Source organism: Streptomyces sp. NPDC056128 (assembly GCF_042263835.1).
In the GTDB taxonomy this organism is placed as follows: domain Bacteria; phylum Actinomycetota; class Actinomycetes; order Streptomycetales; family Streptomycetaceae; genus Streptomyces.
The window spans coordinates 177307-194401 of the sequence record NZ_JBHJVQ010000004.1 but is presented as its reverse complement, the minus strand read 5'-3'; the positions used below and the strand labels follow the sequence as shown (position 1 = coordinate 194401).

Below are 17095 nucleotides of genomic sequence, written 5' to 3'. Positions count from 1 at the left end.
CGCGCAAGTTGCTTCAGAACCCGTCCGGTGCACTCTGGTCCAACCAGTTGACCAGATGCCGCGCACGGTTCAGGCTCTGGGCCATGACAGAGCAGCCGATCCGGCGTGAGGCGGTCTCCGACCAGTTGTTCACGCTGCTGAGAGACCGAATCCTGAGCGGGACGCTCGCCGCCGGAGCGCCCATGACCGCCGAACGGGAGCTGGCCGCAGAGTTCGGGGTGAACCGGCACGCCGTACGGGAGGCGGTCAAGCGCCTGCAGCAGGCGCGGCTCGTCGAGGTGAGCCACGGCGGACGCACCAGGGTCCTGGACTGGCGACGCACCGCCGGACTCGACCTCGCCGTGCAGCTCGCCCGCGCGACCGGGTCCCCCACGCACGACCTGCGGCGGGACGTGCTGGAGATGCGGGCCTCGCTCGGCGCGGACGCCGCCCGGCTGTGTGCGGCCCGTTGCTCGCGCGAGACCGCCGCCGACATTGTCAGCGGCGCGGCCGGGTACATCGGCTGCGGACCCGACCTCGCCGAACTGGGCGCCGCGGACGTCGCGTGGTGGCGGCTGATCGTGGAGGGCTCCGGAAACCTCGCCTACCTCCTCGCCTTCAACACCCTCGTCGACGGCTCCCTCATCGCCGGTGAGGTGCCGATGGAGCTACGCGCGGCCGAACTGCTGGACATCGAGGGCCACGTGCGGCTCGCCGCGCTCATCGGGACGCGCGACGAGCGGGGCGCGGAGGCCGCGGCGCGCGCCCTGCTCGCCCGCAGTGTGCCCACCGCACCCGTCGCCCCCGAGCGCGAAGGAGGACCGGCGTGATACCCGCCGTCGTCTACGCGATACCCGCGTTCCTGCTGCTGGTCGCCGTGGAGGCGCTGTCGTACCGCTTCCTGCCGGACGACGAGGAACGGGGCTACGAGACCCGCGACACCGTCACCAGCATGTCGATGGGCGCGGGCAGCCAGGTCGTCGGCCTCCCGTGGAAGGCGGTCGCGATCGTCGCCTACGCCGGGCTCTACACCCTGGCGCCCTGGCAGCTTTCCCCCGTCTCGGTCTGGACCTGGGTGCTGCTGTTCTTCGCGGACGACCTCGCCTACTACGTCTTCCACCGCGCGCACCACCGGATCCGGGTGCTGTGGGCGAGCCATGTCGTCCACCACTCCAGCGTGCGCTTCAACCTCTCCACCGCGCTGCGGCAGAGCTGGACGCCCATGACCACGCTGCCGTTCTGGCTCCCGCTCGCCCTGCTCGGCGTACCCCCGTGGATGATTCTGCTCCAGCAGTCGATCAGTCTCGTCTACCAGTTCTTCCTGCACACCGAACGCGTGGACAAGCTCTGGCGCCCGATCGAGTTCCTCTTCAACACCCCTTCGCACCACCGCGTCCACCACGGCTCCAACAACGCCTATCTGGACCGCAACTACGGCGGCATCCTGATCGTCTGGGACCGGCTCTTCGGTACGTTCGAACCCGAGGGCGAGCGGGTGGTCTACGGCCTGACGAAGAACATCGACACCTACAACCCGCTGCGCGTCGCCTTCCACGAGTACGCGGCCACCTGGCGCGACGTACGCTCCGCCACCCGCTGGCGGGACCGCGCGGGCCACGTCTTCGGCCCGCCCGGCTGGAGACCGAAGGCGGACCACTGAGCCGCGGCTGCCGCCGGTCGCGCCCCGCCGGCGAGGACAATGGAACAACGCGTTCCCGCGAGAGAGCCGCGACGAAGGTGAGGACGATGGATCCGGGTGAGCACAGCATCGGCGTACTCGTGTTCGACGGGATGAAGATGCTGGACCTGTCCGGGCCCGCCGAGGTCTTCAGCGAGGCCAACCGGTACGGCGCCCGCTACCGGCTGACCCTCGTGTCGGTCGGCGGCGGCGCGGTCGCCACCTCCATCGGCGTCCGCGTCCCGGTCGACGCCGACGTCACCGAGGCCTCCGCCTTCGACACCCTGCTGGTCGTCGGCGGCGACCAGGTGCCCCACGGCACGGTGGCCCCGGACCTCGCCGCCGCCGCACGAGAGCTGGCCTCCCGGTCCGGCCGGGTCGCCTCGATCTGTACCGGTGCGTTCATCCTCGGCTCCGCGGGGCTGCTCGACGGCAGGCGGGCGACGACGCACTGGCAGCACACCGCGCTGCTGGCCCGTCGCTGCCCCGCCGCACGCGTGGAGCCCGACGCGCTCTACGTACGGGACGGCGCGCTCTACACCTCGGCCGGCGTCACCGCGGGCATCGACCTGGCGCTGGCCCTGGTGGAGCACGACCACGGACCGGACCTGGCCCGCGGCGTCGCCCGCTCCCTGGTCGTGTACATGCAGCGGGCGGGCGGACAGTCCCAGTTCTCCGCCTCCCTCCAGGGGCCGCCCCCGCGCACGCCGGTCCTGCGGCAGGTCCAGGACGCCGTACAGGCCGACCCCACGGCCGATCACGGCCTGGAGGCCCTCGCAGCGCGGGTGCGGGTCAGCCCCCGGCACCTGACCCGCATGTTCCGTACGGAGCTGGACACGACGCCGATGAGGTACGTGGAGCTGATCCGCTTCGACATGGCGAAGGCGCTGCTGGACGCCGGGCACAACGCGACGGAGGCGGCCGCGCGGTCGGGATTCCCCAGCTACGAGAGCCTGCGCCGCGCCTTCGCCCGGCATCTGGGCGTCTCACCGACCAGGTACCAGCGCCGCTTCACCACGACCGGGGCGGGTACCCGGGCCGTGCGCGCCTCTCGCTGACATGCCGGGGTGGCCCCGCGCGGCTGTGTCCGTCCGCGAGGGGTTGTCGGCCATCCGTAAGCGGACGCGCGGACGCCGGCGGACGCAGGGTGGAACCCACCGATCACCTCTGCCAAGGAGTGCCGTCATGAGTGAGAAGATCGCCGGCGTCGAGATCCCCGACAGCGCCCTCGTCCGTGAAGCCACGGAGCTGATCCGCACCACCACACCACCGCTGATCTTCCACCACTCCCGGCGGGTCTACCTGTTCGGCAGCCTCCAGGCCACCGCGCTCGGGCTCCGCCCCGACCCCGAGCTGCTGTACGTGGCGGCGCTGTTCCACGACACCGGGCTCGTCCCGCCCTACCGCGGCGACGACCAGCGGTTCGAGATGGACGGCGCCGACCAGGCCCGCGCCTTCCTGCTGGCCCGCGGAGGGTCCGCGTCGGACGCCGAGACGGTCTGGACGGCCGTCGCCCTGCACACCACACCCGAGGTGCCCTACAAGCTGGCGCCGGAGATCGCGGCCACCACGGCGGGGGTGGAGACGGACGTGCTCGGCCTGAACCTGGGCAACCTCACCCGGGCCCAGATCGACGAGGTCACGGCGGCCCACCCCCGCCCGGACTTCAAGCGGCAGATCCTCCACGCGTTCACGGAGGGCTTCAGGCACCGTCCGGCCACCACCTTCGGGACGGTGAACGCGGACGTCCTCGAACACTTCGTCCCCGGCTTCCGCCGCACCGACTTCGTCGAGGTCATAGAGGGCTCCGACTGGCCCGAGTGAGCGGACCCGCGAAGGCTTGCTCTCAGGGGCTGGTCGGCGGCCCACAGGGGGCGCGTGCCGAGTCCGGCGGTGACCAGCGTGGCCGGGTGAACCGGTGGGGGTCGTCCTTGTGCGAAACGTCGGCGACGAGGGGCAGCGGCAGCAGTCCGGGGGCATGTTGGCGTCGTCCAACAGCAGCGCGTTGCCGTTGCCGTTCACCTCGTAGGCGTGGATCAGGCCGAACTCCGGGCGACGGGCGATCCCCGTCCCGCGTGGGGCGGGGTGTTGCCGGGCGGACAGTCGCGGCGGCGGAACCGGTACGCGGATCCGCCCGGTCGCCGCCCAGAACTTGTGGGCGGCAGGAGACCGCACAGGTCGTCCAAGTCGTCGGCCCGCCCCGGACGGACCGGCGTTGAAGGCGTTGGCATGGCGCGGCGGCGGACACGTCCCCGAGGGAGGGGTGACCCGCGAGCCAACACAGGCCGGACGAGCTGCGCAGCAGGAAGCGGCGAAGTCCAACCGGTCGGCGCAGCAGGGAATCGATTCGGCGGGTGAACGGTGTCCGGAGGAGCCGAAACGGCTGCTCCGAGCTGTGAGTCTCGGACACCGACAGCGGATCGGCGGACACCCTGCGGAGGGGACGCCGATCCCCCTACCGTTGGGAGCTCTCCTTGCGTCTTCGTCGTATCGCGACCAGTGCCCTCGGCTCCGTCGCTCTCGTCCTCGCGTCCGCCGGCGCGGTCACCCTGACCGCAGGTCCCGCCGCCGCGAACCCCTGCGGCTTCTACGAGACCGCCTCCGACGCCTACTACAACCACTGCACCTCGGACGGCTCACGCATCGTCATCGAGATCGACGACTGGGGGCCGAACAGCGAGCAGTGCGTGGGCCCGGGCGTGACCTGGATCGGCTCCAGCTCCGGTGTCGACGGCGCCTGGTACACCGGCCGCACGTGCTGACCGGGTAGCGCCCGGTCACCTGACGAGGCCGTAGCACCGAGCGCCGTGCGGGGAGGCCATCGCGAGATCGCGGCCTCCCCGCACGCACTCACTCGTCGATCGCCGCCCCGAACCGCGCATCGGCGGCCAGCGCCCCCTGACGCGCTCGGTCGTAGGGGTGAGGAGAGCGGTGGCCGTGACGGCCGCTTGCCTGGGGTGACGCACAGGAATTCCTCCCTGGTTTCCGAGGCCCGCCCGCGGCGACCGGTCGGTCGCGTCGTGGGCGTGGACGTGCGGCCCTGCCCGGGCGGGAGGGCATTGCGACCATGTGCGCTCCCGCCGTCGGACGGAGCAGTGAGGGCACGGACTTCGCTGCGTTCGCCGGAAGACCTCCGCACGTCGGCAAAGTTGGACGCGCGCCTCTCAGGGACCCCGCTCAACCGTCCTCCGGACCGGCCCGGTTCTGGTCGCGCCACTCCCGGGGCGACATGCCGTACGTCCGTTTGAAGACCTTGCTGAAATGCGTGGCGTTCACGAAGCCCCAGCTGCGGCCGACCGCCGCGATGGTCCGCCGACGACCGGCCGGGCCGGCCAGTTCCCGCCGGCATTCGGCGAGGCGGCGGGTACGGATCCAGTCTCCGAGGCTGATGCCCGAGCGGGCCAGGACGGCGTAGAGGTGGCGCACGGAGATGCCGTGCGCGGCGGCGATCCGGGCCGCCGACAGATCGGCGTCCGCCAAGTGCTCCCGCAGGAACCGGGTGATCCGCAGGCCCAGTGTCGCCTCCAACGGGCCCCTGGCCCGGCCGGAGTTGCCGTGCTGGGTGGTGAGGACCGCACGCAGGAGTTCGACACTGGGCTCCACGACGGCGTCGGCGTTCCCGCCCTGGTGCAAGGCGTCGGTGTCGGCCAGCTGGGAGAAGTAGCTGAAGGCGAGCGGTGCGACCGGGTTGTCGGCTCCCATCGCCACCGCGCCGGTCTCCCGGAGCAACCGGTCCGGCAACGCGAGCGCTGAGCGGGGGAAGCGCAGGAAGTGGTGGTCGACACCGTTGTCGAAGAGCAGCGTGTAGGGAGAGATCGACTCGTAGACGGCCAACTGGCCCGGCTCCAGCACGCACTCGCGGCCGTTCTGCACCACGAGGCTGGTGCCGGCCACCTGGAGGCCGAGGAAGACGGCCGGCTCCTCGTCCTGCCGGGCCAGCCGCTCCGTCCGCCGGACGGTGACCGCGGACGCCCGCGCCGAACAGAACCTCATGGGCCCGACGGCGCCGAGCCCGATGCGGACGGAGATCTCCTCGGCCGGCGGCCGGTGGTCGATGTCGACCGCCACCAGGGACTCCCACACGGCATGCCGGACCACCTCCTCCCGGTCCCGCGGCGAAACGAACGCCGTGTCCAGAACCGGACTCATGAGGCAGACCTCCCGTTGCGCCGGTCATGGCGCCGCCCCCGCGGCTCCTCGGCCCGATCCCCCACAAGTCCCCCTCGGCACGGACGGATCCCGGCCTCATTCTGACCCGAAGCTCACGCGCTGAACAGCGTCTTCGGCATGTCACCGTGGGGCTTCACCCGCCCCTTACGGGCCGGCGACGGCGCGGCGCACACGTTCGCGCACGCCTGACAAAGTACTCCGCACGCACGACAAAACCTCCTCCCCACGACCGCCCTAGGGTCTTCCACGGCACGTCCGGAGTGCCGGCGCACAGACCGCCGATCCTCCGGCCGGGAAAGGTGACACGTTCGTGAGGAAGAAGACCCTCGTCGCCGCCGCCCTCGCCGCGGCGGTGTGCTGCGCGGCCGGCTGCCACGCCCCGGCGGAACGGCAGACCGTCTCGAACACGGAGGCCCGGGACCTCACCGTCGGGGAGGAGATCCGCATCGGGCGCGCCGAGGAGCGGCTCGTGAAGGAGTGCATGGCCGCGAAGGGCTACCCGTACTGGGAGTTGCCGGTCCCCGGCGTCGACGAGCGCAAGGCCGGTCGCTACGTCACCGACGACGTGGACTGGGCGCGGAAGTACGGCTACGGCCGCGTCTTCGAGGAACGCGGCGAAGAGATCCGCAGGACCGACCCGACCACCGTCCACATCAACAAGCTGCGCCCCCGCGAGCGAGCCGCCTACAACAAGGCCCTGGACGGCGACCACCGGAACCGGATGAGCACCGAACTGCCGGGCGGGACGGGCACGGTGGACGCGCCCCGCGGCGGGTGTGCCAACCAGGCACGCTCCACGCTCTACGGTGACGCCGAGAAATGGTTCGCCGCCCGCAAGACCATCGAGGGCATCCTGCCGCTCTACGGCCGGGACCTCATGGAGGACAGCCGGCTCACGACGCCGGTCGCACAGTGGGCGCGCTGCATGAAGGACGCCGGCCGCCCCTTCGACGACCCCGGCCGGCTCCGCCAGGAACGTGCCAGGGCCACGGCTGACATGCCGTCCGCCGAGGCCCACAGGTTCGACAGGACACTGGCGGTGCTCGACGCGACCTGTGCCGGGAAGACCTCCCTCGCCCGGACCATGCGCGCCCTGGAGACCTCGTACCGGGAGAACGTGCTGAAGCGGTACGTGAAGCAGAGGGCCGCCTACCGCACGATGCGCCTGCACGCCCTGCGCCAGGCCGAAGACGTCCTGTCCTGACGCCGGCATCGCGATCACACCCACCGAAGGAGATCCACCATGCGCAAACTGTCTGCCGCGGCCGCCGTGGCCGTGTTCGCCGGCATCAGCCTCCTCGGCCCCGTGCCCGGCGCGTCCGCCGCCGCGGCGGCCACCTGCGCCGACAACTACGAATCGGCGCTCGCCGGCTACATGTACGCCTACAACGGCGCCAACTGCGAGGGACAGCTCGGCCTCGCGCTCGGCAACGACCAGAACTGGGGCGACTCCGCGAGCAGCTTCCAGGGCTCCGACACCAACAGGGCCTCCTCGGTCCTGAACATGGGCCGCTACTCGGAGGTCAAGTTCTTCGCGAACCCGACCACCTTCTCCGGCTTCAACCCCCACATCTGCCTCACCCGAGCGGAGGGCTACGCCTCGAACCTCAGCGACGACTACTTCATGGAGGACCCGATCTTCGGCAGTGCCAACAACAGCATCAGCGCCCACATCTGGGTGGACCGCACCTCGTGCAGCGCCTACGCGGTGTGACGGCCGTCCGACCCGCGTCAGGCGCCGGCCCATCAGAAGGTGCGCTGAGAGACGGCGCATGGTAGGTGGGTGGGGAGCCCGACGTCGCAGTCATGTGCCCCAGTCGTCGGGCCCCTCGCCCCGCCATTCGATGCCCTTGGACCGGACGACGTCCATGTCGTCGAAATCCTGCAACCCGGCCTCCTGTATGAAGGCGGCGATGTCGGTGGTGGTGTAAGCGATGCCGACGAAGTGACCGTTGATGCGGACGCGTCTGCCGCTGTCCGCTCCGGCGGGGTAGATGACGATCGGCTGCTCACTCATGGTCTCAGGGTGGGCCGGACGGCGGCGGCACGCACGCGGAGCGCTCAGGCGCGGAAGTCCTTGCGGAACACCGTGGAGCCGTGCCGCACCGTGATGCCCACTCGCAGGTACAGGTCGAGTGCGCCGGTGTCCGAGTGCGTCCACAGGGTTCAGGAGACGTGGCCCGCCCGATGGAAGGCGCGAAACGTGTGGCGCAGGAGGAGGCGGGCGATGCCGCGGCCGCGATGGTCCGGGGTGCGGTGATCTGCTCGACGCAGCCCTCGTCCGATCCAGGTACCTCCAAACCGAGCGCGGCACCGACCAGTTGATCCCCGCAGAGGGGCACGAACGCCTGGGCAGGCGCGAGCGCGGGTCGTTCGACGGTGTGCGTGGCCCACTCCTCGTATCCTCGCCGCCGCTCCTGCCACTCGTCGAAAGCGTCCTGTACGAGCGCGTGCGCGGAGACGGCGTCGCCGACGCGGAACGTCCGCACCGTCACACCTGCGGAGGCTCGTCACCACGGGCTCGACCGGCAGGGCGAACTCCAGATGCCACGCCGTCACCAGCGGGCTGCACCCGCGCGAGCGCAACAGCGCGACGGCGGCGGCATCCGCGTCCGGAACGGTCTGCACGATGCCGTCGGCGCCTGCCGCCCGCGCCAGCGCCCGGCTCCAGTCGAGGAGCGCCGCGCGCAGGCCCCAGCTTCGGTGGTCGGGGGTGCCCGTCGACCTCGGAGCGCCGGTCGACCCACGCCCAGGCGGCCGGACGGCCGGGTCGAGGACGAGCACGGTGTCCGACAGCGCGGTACGCGAGCCCCAGGACCTCCCGGCATTCACGCGCTGGTCGCGGCCTGCGAGCGGCTGGTGCACGGGCGTGTGCAGAGCGAAGCCGGTGCCGTCGCCGCAGCCCTGGCGCGCCCGGGTCTGGTGCCGGACCTGGTCGACGTTGGCACGCGGACGCACTCGCCTGGTTGCGACGCCGGCGGGTCGTGACCGCGCCGCTCCACGGTAGCCGGGCGGCAGTGGCAGGACAGCGGAAGACCTCACCGGGCCGACCCTGGCGGCTGGGAGGAGGACGCGTGCTCCGGAGCGGACGGCGGGTTCACGAGAGGGCCGTGCCGGGGACGCGGTTGCGGATGGCCTCCATCTCGTCCTACGAGGGAGGCCACGGCGTCGTCGATCTGCCGGATCGAGCCGGAGCCGACGAGACGTGGAAATCACCGACGACGAGGTGAGCCCCCTGGAGGCCCCGTACACGCCCCGGCACGACTGGTAGGGCGTCTGGGACGAAAGGCCAGGCTGCGTCGCCGCCTGCTCCTGCCTCAAGGATCTCCCAGCAAAGGATCTCCCAGCAAAGGATCTCCCAGAGGCGATGGACGGTTCTCGGCCGAATGCCAGCGCCGCACGGGTCGGCGGGCGAGCGCCGGCTGTCGCACGGCGGAGGGCGCCCGGGCGACAGCTGTCGTACCGACGCGACCGGGCCTGCTCGACCGCTCCGAGCCCGGCCATCCCGCGCCATGCCGGTCCCGGGTGATTGAGCCGACACGGCGTCGCGCGTCGTGCTGGACTTGTTGACATGCTCAGCGCCCGTCGCGATCCTGTGACAGCCGACTTCCATCGATGTAAATGCCCGATGTCCGATGCGAGCCGCTCGGCGCACCCCCTCGACGTACCTGCCGACCGCACGGACAACCCGCTCGACGGTCACGGGCCGACCCCACAGACTCCGCCGACCCGCTGCTGACCGGATGCCAGGCCCGACCCGCCACGCCACGGCCGGGCCGGCGTCGAACAGGAGACCGATCAGGGAACGGGACCATGAAACCTATTCGCCTGCTCCACGCCGCCGTCGCCTGCGGACTCTCCGGCATCCTCGCCGCCGCGCTGTCCCTGGCGTCCGCGGAGCCCGCCACCGCGGACCAGACCGGCCTGCGCGCCGCCGACCCGAGCGTCCTGCGCGTCGGCGGCACCTACGTCTCCGTGCAGTCGGCGGGCGGCGGCCTAGTCGTGCGCCAGGCCCCGTCGACGGCCGCGCTGGCCTCGGCGCCCGCCCGCCAGGTCTGGTCGGACACCCGGAACCGCGGGGAGGTGTGGGCCCCCGAGATCGTGCGGGACGGCGGCCGCTACTACATCTACTTCACGGCCGGCCGCGGCGCCGCCCACCGGATGTACGTCATCAGCTCCGCCTTCCCGGACAGCGGATACACCGCCGAGACGAAGCTGGCGCTGCCGGACGACAAGTGGGCCATCGACGGCACCCTGTTCACGTTCAACGGGCAGCGGTGGTTCGTGTGGTCCGGCTGGGCGGGCGACACCAACGTCGAGCAGAACCTGTACATCGCGCGGATGAGCAGCCCCACCACACCGACCGGCGCGCGCCACGTCATCTCGCAGCCGCGGGAGAGCTGGGAGCGCGTGGTCGGCAACCCGTACATCAACGAGGGGCCCGAGCCCATCAAGGACCCCAATGGACAGCTGCACATCGCCTACTCCGCCAACGGCAGCTGGAGCGACCAGTACTGCCTGGCCGACCTGCGGCTGCGGGCCGGCGGCGATCCGACATACGTATGGGACTGGTACAAGTCCAACGGCTGCCTCTTCGGCTCGAACCGCGCCACCATGATGTCCGGCTGGGACCCGACGCTGCACGTCAACGGACCCGGCCACCACACCTTCGTGCTGCTCGACGGCGACATCAACACGAGCCCGCCCGCCGGCCCGCGCTTCCCCCTGATGTTCCACGCGGTGCCGAAGGGCACGCCGTACTCCTGGGAGAACCGGTACTGGTACACCGGCACCTTCGCCTGGTGGGGGAACACCACCTACAGCCGCGCCAACGTGCCCGGCCCCGACAACGACACCGGCTGGAGCCTCAAGTTCTTCGAGTAGCACGCCCGTGCGGCCCGCCTCTCGGCGGTGTGTGCGACCATCCCGGATAGTCCGGTGCCGGTCGGTCACCATGCTTGTCAGCGCCGGGAGACGAGCTGTATAACGTTGTAAACTCGTGCCCAGGGGCTTGGAGTCCGGCTCACCGTGGGGACACCCGCCCCGCACCGAACACCGACTGGGGACGCTTCGGAGGGATTCGACGTGCGGGTCAGCCTCAAGGACGTCGCCGCGCACGCGGGGGTCTCCGTCAAGACGGTCTCCAACGTGGTGAACGACTATCCCTACGTCACCGCCGGAATGCGGGAGCGCGTCCAACGCTCCATCGACGAGCTGGGGTACCGGCCGAACCTGACCGCACGCCACCTGCGCAAGGGACGCACCGGCATCATCGCGCTCGCCCTGCCCGAGCTGGGGAACCCCTACTTCGCCGAGCTGGCCGCCGCCGTCATCGACGCCGCCGCCGCGCACGACTACACCGTGCTCCTCGACCACACCGGCGGGCTGCGGGAGCAGGAGATCCTGGTCAGCCAGGGATTCCGGGCGCGGGTCATCGACGGGCTCATCCTCAGTCCCATCGAGCTGGAGACGGAGGACCTGCGCGACCGTACCGAGAACGTGCCGCTGGTGCTCCTCGGCGAGCGGGACTACGACCTGCCCTACGACCACATCGCCATCGACAACGTCGCGGCGGCGCGCACCGCGGTGCGCCACCTGATCGGCCTCGGCCGCCGGGAGGTGGCGTTCATCGGTGACCGGCGCGGTCGCAGCGAACCCGCCCAGCTGCGCGTGCGCGGCTGGCGCGAGGAACTGGCCGCCGCCGGGCTCCCGGCCGACGACGGACTCGTCGCCGCCACCGACGGCTGGGGACACGCGGACGGCGCGGCGGCCATGGCCCGGATCCTGGAGGCCGGCCGGCGGCCCGACGCGGTCTTCGCCTACAACGACCTCGTGGCCATCGGGGCGATGCGCGTCCTGCACGCGCGAGGGCTGCGGGTGCCCGAGGACATCGCGGTCGTCGGGTTCGACGACGTGGTCGAGGGCCGGTTCGGTGCGGTGACGCTCACCTCGGTGTCGCCGGACAAGGAGGCCATCGGCCGGCTCGCGGTGGAGTCGGTACTGGCCCGGCTGGGCGGCCAGCCGGCCGAACCCCGCCGCTTCCGGGCCGACCACCGGCTCGTGGAGCGGGAGAGCACGCTGGGCCGCGGCGCCGAAGGCGTCTGAACACACGCACCGACCGACACCCGGGGGTGGGCCGTATGACGTAGGTGCTGGTCGAGTTGACATCGTTGTCACGCGCCTCGATGACTCAGTCTCGGTCGAACGGCGGCAACAAGTCAAGAGGCTGCCGCGTGTTCGCCGGGGTTCGGTGAACGGGGCCGCCTGAAAAGCGAGTTCGACCCGCACGCTCTGATCGCAGGTCGCGCACGGGGGGTTTACAGCATCCTTGCAACGATGTAAAACCTCTGTGCGACGGACCGGACAACGTCCGCCGCAGGGGGAGAAGCAGTAGTCGTCGCACGTAGTCCGGCTCCCCAATTCCCTTTCAGCGCCACCCGGATCGGGGTCACCATGCAGCGCACCACTCACCGTCCACACCTCCTCGGCCGCCCGGCTGTCGTGGCCCTGGCCGCCGCCGTGGCCCTCACCGCGACCGCCTGCGCCAAGTCGGAGGACGACGCGTCGGACAAGAAGCAGTCCGGGTCGTCCGCGGCCGGCGCAGAGCAGAAGGCCGTCACGCCGAAGCCGGGCAGCAAGACCTGCACCATCGACGCCTACGGCGCTGAGAAGCTGGACCTGAAGGGTGCGACCGTCGGCTTCTCCCAGTCGGAGAAGGAGGCGAACCCGTTCCGCATCGCCGAGACCCAGTCCATCAAGGACGAGGCGGAGAAGCGGGGCGTCAAGCTGCTCACCGCCAACGCCCAGTCGCAGTTCTCCAAGCAGATCACCGACGTGCAGGACCTGCTCGCCAAGGGCGCCGACCTGCTGGTCATCGCGCCGCTCAACTCCGACGGCTGGGACCCGGTGCTGCAGGCCGCCGCCGCGAAGAAGGTCCCGATCATCACGATCGACCGCAAGATCAACGCCGAGGCGTGCAAGGACTACGTCTCCTTCATCGCCTCGGACTTCGTCGAGCAGGGACGCCGCGCCGCCGACCAGATGATCGAGGCGACGGGCGGCAAGGGTGAGGTCGCCATCCTCCTCGGCGCGGCCGGGAACAACGTCACCACCGAGCGGACCAAGGGCTTCAAGGACCGCGTGGCCGAGAAGGCCCCCGGGCTGAAGGTGGTCTTCGAGCAAACCGGTGACTTCGCCCGCGAGAAGGGTCAGCAGGTCACGGAGCAGCTCATCCAGTCGAACCCCGGCATCAAGGGCATCTACGCGGAGAACGACGAGATGGGCCTGGGTGCGGTGGCCGCGCTCAAGGGAGCCGGCAAGAAGGCGGGCGACGTCAAGATCATCACCGTGGACGGCACGCGCAACGCCGTGCAGGGCATCGTCGACGGCTGGATCAGCGGGGTCATCGAGTCCAACCCGCGCTTCGGACCGCTGGCGTTCCAGACCCTCGACACCTTCACCAAGGGCGAGGCGGTGCCGCAGGACATCGTCATCGAGGACGGCGCGTACAACGCGGACAACGCCAAGCAGGACATCGGCAAGGCCTACTGACCCTCCACGGGGCCCGGGACACCCGGGCCCCGTCGTCCTGCCCGCACCACACTTCCTGGAGGCACAGGTGGCACCCCCCGCCGAAGTCCTCGCCGTCCGCGGACTGAGCAAGACCTTCCCCGGCGTCCGCGCCCTGGACGACGTGGACCTGACCGTGCACGCCGGCGAGGTCCACGCCCTGATCGGCGAGAACGGCGCCGGAAAGTCGACCCTCATCAAGCTGCTCACCGGCGTCTACCGGCCGGACGCCGGCCGCATCACCTTCCAGGACCGGGAGGTCTCCTTCGAGACCCCGCTGGAGGCGCAGAAGGCCGGCATCTCGACCATCTACCAAGAGGTCAACCTCATCCCGCTGCTGAGCGTGGCCCGCAACCTCTTCCTCGGCCGCGAGCCCCGCACCCGCCTCGGCCTGCTCGACTTCGCCCGCATGAACCGCGAGGCCGACGAGATCCTGCGGACCTACGGCGTCCGCGTCGACGTGCGCCAGTCGCTGCGCACCCTCGGTGTCGGCGCCCAGCAGATGGTGGCCCTGGCCCGTGCCGTGGCCACCGACGCACGCGTCGTCATCATGGACGAACCGACCTCCTCCCTCGAACCGCGGGAGGTGGAGACCCTGTTCTCGGTCATCCGCCGCCTGCGCGACCAGGGCATCGCCGTCATCTACGTCAGCCACCGCCTGGACGAGCTGTACGCCGTGTGCAGCAAGGTCACCGTGCTGCGCGACGGCCGCCGGGTCCACCACGGCGACCTGGCCGACCTGGACCGCATCGACCTGGTGTCGACCATGCTCGGCCGCGAACTGGGGGAGGTGCGCGCGGAGGGGCAGACCAAGTTCTCCGGCGACCACCTGATCGCCGACGATCAACCGGTGCTGTCGGCGCGGGAGTTGTCGGCCCGGCACAAGCTGCACGGTGTCTCCCTCGACATCCGGCCCGGCGAGGTCGTCGGCCTCGGCGGTCTCCTCGGCTCCGGACGCACCGAGACCGCCAAGGCCATCTCCGGCGCCCTGGCGTTGAGTTCGGGCAACGTCACGGTGGCCGGGGCACCGCTGCGCGGCGGCTCCACACCCGCCGCCATCCGGGCGGGCATCAGCCTGCTGCCCGAGGACCGCAAGAGCGAGGGCATCGTCCCCGGTCTCTCCGTGCGGGAGAACATCGCGCTCGCCGTCCTGCCCCGGCTCTCCCGCTTCGGGCTGGTCTCCGAGTCCCGCGTCGACGCCGTGGTCGACACCTTCATGAAGCGGCTGCGCATCAAGGCGTCCTCACCCCACCAGAAGGTCGGCGAACTGTCCGGCGGCAACCAGCAGAAGGTGCTCCTGGCCCGCTGGCTGGCGATGAACCCGAAGGTGCTGCTCCTCGACGAGCCCACCCGCGGCATCGATGTCGGCGCCAAGGCCGAGGTGCAGAAACTCGTGGACGAACTGGCCGCGGACGGCCTTGGCGTCCTGCTCATCTCCTCCGACCTGGAGGAACTGATCGAAGGGTCCGACCGCGTGGTCGTACTGAAGGACGGTGCGGTCGTCGGCGAACTGACCGGCGACGACGTCACCGAGGACCAGCTGATGCGCGCCATCGCCGGCGAGGCCCCGCCGCGGGACACGGCCGAGGAGGCGGTCACCCATGGCTGAAGCCACCCTCCGCACCGCCCCACTCGACAAGGCCCGCCTCATGCAGTGGCTGCAGACGTACGGCGTCTACGCCGGCGTGGCACTGCTGCTGATCGTCAACATCGTCATCACCCCGCACTTCCTGTCCGCCGAGAACTTCCGCACCCAGGCCGTCCAGGTCGCCCCGGTCATCATCGTCGCGCTCGGCATGGCCCTGGTCATCGGCACCGAGGGCGTCGACCTGTCCGTCGGCGCCGTGATGGCGCTGGCCGCCTCCGCCACCGCCCTCTACCTCGGATACGGGCTGCTGCCCGCCCTGCTGGTGGTGGCGCTGTTCGCGGCCGGTGTCGGGCTCGCCAACGGAGCGCTGGTCGCCTTCATCGGCGTCCAGCCGATCGTGGCCACTCTGGCCCTCATGGTCGGCGGCCGGGGTCTCGCCCTGGTGCTGCTGCCCCAGCTGGAGGACCTGCGCAACCCCGCGCTCGCCTCCCTCGGTTCGGGCGACGTCCTCGGCCTGCCGTACCTCATCCTGATCGCCGCCGGGCTGGCCCTGCTGGTGGCCTTCGTGGTCCGCCGGACCACCTTCGGCCGCCAGCTCCTCGCCATCGGCGACAGCCGGCCCGCCGCCGAGCTGGCCGGACTCCCGGTGCGCCGTGTGCTCATCATCGTGTACGTGGCCTGCGCCCTGCTCGCGGCCGTGGCGGGGGTGCTGGCGACCGCCCGGCTCCAGGCCAGCGACCCCACCTCGCTCGGCAACCTGATGGAACTCTCGGCCATCACCGCCGTCGTGGTGGGCGGCACACCCCTGACCGGCGGCCGGGTCAACATCGCCGGCACCGTGGCGGGCGCCGTCCTGATCCAGCTGCTCACCGCCACGCTGATCAAGCACGATCTGCCGCCCTCGTGGACCCAGATCGCCCAGGCCATAGTGATCGTGTGCGCCGTTTACGCGGCACGAGGACGGGGGAAGCGATGAGCGCGACGAAGACGGACGCGCCCATGGTCACCGCGAGCAACGAACCGACGGACGCCACCGAGCCGGCCGGCTCCGCGCGCTCCGAGCGGCTGAGCGCCCTGGTCCAGCAGCACGGCGCCCTGGCCGTCCTGGTGATCGTCTCCCTGGTGGCGTCGTTCTCCTTCGACTCCTTCGCCACCGGCGACAACATCACCAACATGGCGACCAGTTCGGCGTTCCTGGCCATCGTCGCCCTCGGCATGACCTTCGTCATCATCACCGGCGGCATCGACCTCTCCGTCGGCTCCCTGTTCGCCCTCGGGGGCGTCCTCGCCGCCTGGGGATCACGCCACGGCACCCTGGTGGCCCTGCTGCTCCCGCTGGCGGTCTGCGGACTGATCGGCGTCGTCAACGGACTGCTCGTGGCGCGCTCCCGTCTCGCCCCCTTCATCGTCACCCTGGCCGCCATGCTGGGCGCCCGCGGCCTGATGCTGGCCATCACCGACGAAGGCGCGAACACGTACCTCATCGCCAAGGGCTCCTTCCTCGCCGAACTCGGCCAGGGCAGCACGCTGGGCCTCGGCAACCCGGTGTGGATCACGGTCGCCCTCTTCGCCGCGGGCGCCGTGGTCCTGCGCCGCACCCGCTTCGGCCAGCACGTGTACGCCGTCGGCGGCAACGAGGACGCGGCGGCCCTGATGGGGGCGCCGGTCGCCCGCACCAAGATCCTCGTCTACACCCTGTCCGGGCTGCTGGCCGGACTGGCCGGCGCCCTGAACGCCGCCTGGCTCGCCTCCGGCGTGACCATCCTCGGCAACGGCATGGAGCTGGACGCCATCTCCGCCGTCGTCATCGGCGGCACCCTGCTCACCGGCGGCCTCGGCTACGTCAGCGGCTCGCTCGTCGGCGTCCTGCTGCTCAAGGTCATCCAGAACGTCATCAACCAGATCGGCTCCCTCGACTCCTCCTACCAACTCGTCGTCAGCGGCGCCTTCCTGGCCCTCGTCGTCATCGCCCAGACCTGGCTCGGGCGCAGACGCAGGCTGATGTGACAAGCCCCGGATGCGGCAGCCGTGCCTCACTCGCCCCGGCTGCCGCGTCCGGTTTCCACGGCCGGTGCCACGTCCACCCGCCGGCCGGTGTACCCCCCACCACC

General features: G+C 71.1%; 15 protein-coding genes and 1 pseudogene. 13 read left to right on the top strand and 3 right to left on the bottom strand.

Annotated features, from left to right (window positions below; all coding sequences use genetic code 11):
- The first annotated feature begins 83 nt into the window (after positions 1 to 83).
- The 4 genes from ACFC1X_RS11540 to ACFC1X_RS11525 all read left to right on the top strand — a co-directional run bounded on the left by ACFC1X_RS11540 (position 84) and on the right by ACFC1X_RS11525 (position 3481).
- Positions 84 to 809, top strand: coding sequence for a FadR/GntR family transcriptional regulator (locus ACFC1X_RS11540; protein ID WP_376351386.1), 726 nt, complete (start codon positions 84 to 86; stop codon positions 807 to 809).
- The gene (locus ACFC1X_RS11535; protein ID WP_376352139.1) at positions 809 to 1639 is read left to right on the top strand and encodes a sterol desaturase family protein; all 831 of its coding nucleotides are present in this window, start codon (positions 809 to 811) and stop codon (positions 1637 to 1639) included. Before ACFC1X_RS11540 ends, ACFC1X_RS11535 begins: the two co-directional genes overlap by 1 nt.
- A gap of 86 nt (positions 1640 to 1725) precedes the next feature.
- Positions 1726 to 2715, top strand: a complete 990-nt coding sequence (locus ACFC1X_RS11530) for a GlxA family transcriptional regulator (RefSeq protein ID WP_376351383.1) — start codon at positions 1726 to 1728, stop codon at positions 2713 to 2715.
- Positions 2716 to 2842: 127 nt separating this feature from the next.
- Positions 2843 to 3481 carry an HD domain-containing protein gene (locus ACFC1X_RS11525; RefSeq protein WP_376351380.1) on the top strand — a complete coding sequence of 213 codons (639 nt, stop codon included), beginning with the start codon at positions 2843 to 2845 and terminating at the stop codon, positions 3479 to 3481.
- 162 nt (positions 3482 to 3643) lie between these two features.
- Here the strand turns inward: ACFC1X_RS11525 and ACFC1X_RS11520 are convergent.
- Positions 3644 to 3832, bottom strand: a pseudogene (locus tag ACFC1X_RS11520) (hypothetical protein); the annotation flags it as partial.
- Positions 3833 to 4131: 299 nt separating this feature from the next.
- Here ACFC1X_RS11520 and ACFC1X_RS11515 point away from each other — a divergent pair.
- Positions 4132 to 4419, top strand: a complete 288-nt coding sequence (locus ACFC1X_RS11515) for a DUF6355 family natural product biosynthesis protein (RefSeq protein WP_376351377.1) — start codon at positions 4132 to 4134, stop codon at positions 4417 to 4419.
- Positions 4420 to 4834: 415 nt separating this feature from the next.
- On the opposite strand, the gene ACFC1X_RS11510 is transcribed toward ACFC1X_RS11515, so the two are convergent.
- Positions 4835 to 5806 carry a helix-turn-helix domain-containing protein gene (locus ACFC1X_RS11510; RefSeq protein WP_376351374.1) on the bottom strand — a complete coding sequence of 324 codons (972 nt, stop codon included), beginning with the start codon at positions 5804 to 5806 and terminating at the stop codon, positions 4835 to 4837.
- Positions 5807 to 6137: 331 nt separating this feature from the next.
- On the opposite strand from ACFC1X_RS11510, the gene ACFC1X_RS11505 reads away from it, so the two are divergent.
- Together ACFC1X_RS11505 and ACFC1X_RS11500 are read left to right on the top strand one after the other, a co-directional pair.
- The gene (locus ACFC1X_RS11505) at positions 6138 to 7031 is read left to right on the top strand and encodes a hypothetical protein (protein ID WP_376351371.1); all 894 of its coding nucleotides are present in this window, start codon (positions 6138 to 6140) and stop codon (positions 7029 to 7031) included.
- Between the two features lie 39 nt (positions 7032 to 7070).
- Entirely contained in the window at positions 7071 to 7541 is a 471-nt protein-coding gene (locus tag ACFC1X_RS11500) for a hypothetical protein (protein WP_376351369.1), read from the top strand.
- 90 nt (positions 7542 to 7631) lie between these two features.
- Here the strand turns inward: ACFC1X_RS11500 and ACFC1X_RS11495 are convergent, their stop codons facing one another.
- A complete protein-coding gene (locus tag ACFC1X_RS11495; RefSeq protein ID WP_376351366.1) occupies positions 7632 to 7844 on the bottom strand; it encodes a hypothetical protein in 213 nt (70 codons plus the stop codon).
- Between the two features lie 1796 nt (positions 7845 to 9640).
- On the opposite strand from ACFC1X_RS11495, the gene ACFC1X_RS11490 reads away from it, so the two are divergent.
- The 6 genes from ACFC1X_RS11490 (at position 9641) to ACFC1X_RS11465 (ending at position 16991) form a co-directional block, all read left to right on the top strand.
- Positions 9641 to 10711, top strand: a complete 1071-nt coding sequence (locus ACFC1X_RS11490; RefSeq protein WP_376351363.1) for a glycoside hydrolase family 43 protein — start codon at positions 9641 to 9643, stop codon at positions 10709 to 10711.
- A 201-nt stretch (positions 10712 to 10912) separates the two neighbouring features.
- Complete coding sequence (locus ACFC1X_RS11485; RefSeq protein WP_307008854.1) at positions 10913 to 11932, top strand: LacI family DNA-binding transcriptional regulator; 1020 nt, start codon at positions 10913 to 10915, stop codon at positions 11930 to 11932.
- A 348-nt stretch (positions 11933 to 12280) separates the two neighbouring features.
- The gene (locus ACFC1X_RS11480) at positions 12281 to 13378 is read left to right on the top strand and encodes an ABC transporter substrate-binding protein (RefSeq protein WP_376351360.1); all 1098 of its coding nucleotides are present in this window, start codon (positions 12281 to 12283) and stop codon (positions 13376 to 13378) included.
- A gap of 67 nt (positions 13379 to 13445) precedes the next feature.
- Positions 13446 to 15005, top strand: a complete 1560-nt coding sequence (locus tag ACFC1X_RS11475; protein WP_376351358.1) for a sugar ABC transporter ATP-binding protein — start codon at positions 13446 to 13448, stop codon at positions 15003 to 15005.
- Positions 14998 to 15960, top strand: coding sequence for an ABC transporter permease (locus ACFC1X_RS11470; protein WP_376351355.1), 963 nt, complete (start codon positions 14998 to 15000; stop codon positions 15958 to 15960). Before ACFC1X_RS11475 ends, ACFC1X_RS11470 begins: the two co-directional genes overlap by 8 nt.
- A complete protein-coding gene (locus tag ACFC1X_RS11465; RefSeq protein WP_376351353.1) occupies positions 15957 to 16991 on the top strand; it encodes an ABC transporter permease in 1035 nt (344 codons plus the stop codon). The genes ACFC1X_RS11470 and ACFC1X_RS11465 overlap by 4 nt, the downstream gene beginning before the upstream one ends.
- Positions 16992 to 17095: the final 104 nt, after the last annotated feature.

Excerpts from the sequence above, each read along its gene's own strand:
- ACFC1X_RS11540 (WP_376351386.1), top strand. The coding sequence starts at position 84 with ATGACAGAGCAGCCGATCCGGCGTGAGGCGGTCTCCGACCAGTTGTTC.
- ACFC1X_RS11530 (WP_376351383.1), top strand. The coding sequence starts at position 1,726 with ATGGATCCGGGTGAGCACAGCATCGGCGTACTCGTGTTCGACGGGATG.
- ACFC1X_RS11525 (WP_376351380.1), top strand. The coding sequence starts at position 2,843 with ATGAGTGAGAAGATCGCCGGCGTCGAGATCCCCGACAGCGCCCTCGTC.
- ACFC1X_RS11510 (WP_376351374.1), bottom strand. The coding sequence starts at position 5,806 with ATGAGTCCGGTTCTGGACACGGCGTTCGTTTCGCCGCGGGACCGGGAG.
- ACFC1X_RS11500 (WP_376351369.1), top strand. The coding sequence starts at position 7,071 with ATGCGCAAACTGTCTGCCGCGGCCGCCGTGGCCGTGTTCGCCGGCATC.
- ACFC1X_RS11495 (WP_376351366.1), bottom strand. The coding sequence starts at position 7,844 with ATGAGTGAGCAGCCGATCGTCATCTACCCCGCCGGAGCGGACAGCGGC.
- ACFC1X_RS11490 (WP_376351363.1), top strand. The coding sequence starts at position 9,641 with ATGAAACCTATTCGCCTGCTCCACGCCGCCGTCGCCTGCGGACTCTCC.
- ACFC1X_RS11480 (WP_376351360.1), top strand. The coding sequence starts at position 12,281 with ATGCAGCGCACCACTCACCGTCCACACCTCCTCGGCCGCCCGGCTGTC.
- ACFC1X_RS11470 (WP_376351355.1), top strand. The coding sequence starts at position 14,998 with ATGGCTGAAGCCACCCTCCGCACCGCCCCACTCGACAAGGCCCGCCTC.
- ACFC1X_RS11465 (WP_376351353.1), top strand. The coding sequence starts at position 15,957 with ATGAGCGCGACGAAGACGGACGCGCCCATGGTCACCGCGAGCAACGAA.